The organism is Dyella sp. 01N36 (assembly GCF_056399745.1).
Window position 1 is genome coordinate 1 of record NZ_JBFTRY010000313.1, and the last position, 2,583, is coordinate 2,583.

Consider the following 2,583-nt stretch of genomic DNA (forward strand, 5'->3'; position numbering starts at 1 on the left):
CTCCATGCACACCGATTGATCGTGCCGCTCCTGCAGGCCGTCCAGATGGACCGACCAGGTGAAATACGGCGACGGCGTGTACTCGTCGATGTGCTTGGTCAGCAGCAGCGCATTGGTGCACAGGTAGATGAATTTCTCGCGCGCGATCAGGCCCTGCACGATCTGCGGCATCTCCTTGTGGATCAGCGGCTCGCCGCCGGGAATCGACACCACCGGCGCGCCGCATTCGTCCACCGCGCGCAGTGCGTCTTCCACGCTCATGCGCTTTTGCAGGATCTCTTTGGGATGATCGATCTTGCCGCAACCGGCGCAGGCGAGATTGCACTGGAACAAGGGCTCCAACATCATCGCCAGCGGATAACGCTTCTGCCCGCTGACCTTCTTGCCGATGATGTAACGCGCGATCTTGGTTTGCTGAATAAGAGGAATGCCCAACGGAATCTCCTCATCACTGACGGATGGATGTTACGCGCTGCGCTTGATGCCAGTCGCCTTCATCACGGGATCGAGTATAGCCACGTCGCGGCGATGTGGCGTTCAGGACGCCAGACTGGCGGGCGGCGCAAATACATGCGCGTGTTCGCGACGCAAGCGCTCCCATTCGATCTTGAACCATGGCGTGAAATGCTCCGGATGCGCGGCGATCTCACGATCCAGCGCATCGGGCGCGATATAACGCAGCGCGGCGATCTCAAGCCTGTTGGCGACGGGAGCCGCATCCGTACGGCCGGCGTAGACCCAGCAAAGCTCGTGTTCCGCGCCTTCGTCATCGAATTGCGCCTGATACTGGAACTTGAACTGGAACTGGAATTCGCACTGCAGGCCGAGCTCCTCGGCCAGGCGACGATGAGTGGCTGTTTCCATCGTCTCGCCGCGCCGGGGATGGCTGCAGCAGGTATTGGACCAGTAACCCGGCCACAGGCGTTTGCCTTCGGCGCGTTGCTGCAGCAGCAGCTCGCCGTCCGTATTGAACACAAACAGCGAAAACGCGCGATGCAGAATGCCCTGTCCGTGGTGCGCGCTCGCCTTGTCGAGAAAGCCGGTTTCGCGGTCGTGTTCGTCGACCAGCACCAGGGGTTCGTCCTGAAAGGACACCACACTCTTCGACCAGCTTCCTTCGTTGAAGTCCAACTCGCGGTTAGCCAAGGCTCAAACCTCTCTCTTCCGACGGACGGCGGCAGTACACGCCCGGTCATCACATCTTCGTCACATCTGGCGCGACGCACGTTCGACCGTACATCGATGGCGCACTCAGGCTAGCAAGGATGAGCGAAGGCGAGTAGTCCCTCGCGGGCGCCGTTCATACCAAAGGATAGTTATTGCGTTGAATGAACACTGCTCGCCGGCGCCGGAAACGGCTCATGCGTGCGTGTCCACGTGGTGTTTCCACCGAGCAGCGTGATGCCGATGAAACCGCGCAACACCAGCCGATCCGGTGAGCGCAGGTGAATTTCGCAGTGATATTCCTTGCCGTTGTCGGCGTTGTAGACGCGGCCATCCACCCAGGCGCGCGCCTGGGCGTCGTAACGCAATCCCCATAGCAGSCGCAGGCCCGTCAATGGGCGCGAACGCAGCGCCGGATCGGGATTGTGACGATCGGTGACGGTTTTTCCGTTGAGCTCGGCGCCGTCCTCAGGGCCATAGGTATCGTGCAGCTGCCACACAATGCTGCCGACAAACGCATCACCATCGCGCTCGATGCGGATAATGGCGTCGCGGCTTTCGACCAGCCAGTCGCCCTCGATGGCGGTGCCCGGCGTAGCGTCGGCAGACGGCGTCTGTGCGAGCGCCACGCCCTGCAGCAGGCATAGCGGCAAGATCCATGCAGCCAGCCGAAACAGCCGCAAAACGTGCGCTTTCACGAAGTGCATGCATTAACTTTGGAAGGAATGACGGACCGCGTGCTGACCGAACTCATGTCCCCTCCCGCTGCCCTATCGCTGCTGTCATGGATTGGCCTGGTGCTGGCCGGGTGCACCACGGCCTATGCGTGCCTGAGCCTGTGGGCCTGGTTCCGCTGCGAGCGCCGCAACCAGCATCCGCGAGCGGATGTGAACGATCAGGCAAGCCGCCCGGTGAGCGTACTCAAGCCGCTGCACGGCGCCGAGCCCGGCCTCTACGAGAACCTGAAAGGTTTCTGCAAGCAAACCCACGCGCATTACGAAATCCTGTTTGGCGTGCGCGATCCCGAGGATCCGGCGATTGCCGTGGTGCAACGTTTGCAGCGCGAATTTCCCGAACGCTCGATGGCACTGGTGATCGATCCCACGGTCCACGGCGCCAACCTCAAGGTCAGCAACCTGATCAACCTGCTGGCGCAGGCGCGTTACGACTGGCTGGTGCTGGCCGATGCCGACATCAGCGTGGCGCCGGATCATCTGGCGCGCGTCACCGCACCGCTGAACGATCCGGGCGTGGGCATCGTGACCTGTCTTTATCACGGCGTGGTACGCGATGGATGGACAGCCCGCCTGGGTCGGCTCTTCATCGACGACTGGTTTGCGCCTTCCGTACGTCTGGCGCACGCCTTCGGTTCCACCCGCTTYGCCTTCGGCTCCACCATTGCCTTGCGACGCCACACAC

Annotated in this window: 4 protein-coding genes; 1 reads left to right on the top strand and 3 read right to left on the bottom strand. The window is 61.9% G+C overall.

Going from position 1 to position 2,583, the window contains the following annotated elements:
* The 3 genes from hpnH to AC1DMG_RS21545 form a co-directional block, all read right to left on the bottom strand.
* A partial coding sequence (hpnH, locus tag AC1DMG_RS21535) for an adenosyl-hopene transferase HpnH (RefSeq protein ID WP_477181091.1) occupies positions 1-435 on the bottom strand: 435 nt, incomplete at its 3' end.
* Between the two features lie 102 nt (positions 436-537).
* Entirely contained in the window at positions 538-1,146 is a 609-nt protein-coding gene (gene idi / locus AC1DMG_RS21540; RefSeq protein ID WP_441602262.1) for an isopentenyl-diphosphate Delta-isomerase, read from the bottom strand.
* 170 nt (positions 1,147-1,316) lie between these two features.
* Complete coding sequence (locus AC1DMG_RS21545) at positions 1,317-1,862, bottom strand: DUF2147 domain-containing protein (protein ID WP_477175593.1); 546 nt, start codon at positions 1,860-1,862, stop codon at positions 1,317-1,319.
* A 39-nt stretch (positions 1,863-1,901) separates the two neighbouring features.
* Here AC1DMG_RS21545 and AC1DMG_RS21550 point away from each other — a divergent pair.
* A partial coding sequence (locus AC1DMG_RS21550) for a glycosyltransferase (RefSeq protein ID WP_477181092.1) occupies positions 1,902-2,583 on the top strand: 682 nt, incomplete at its 3' end.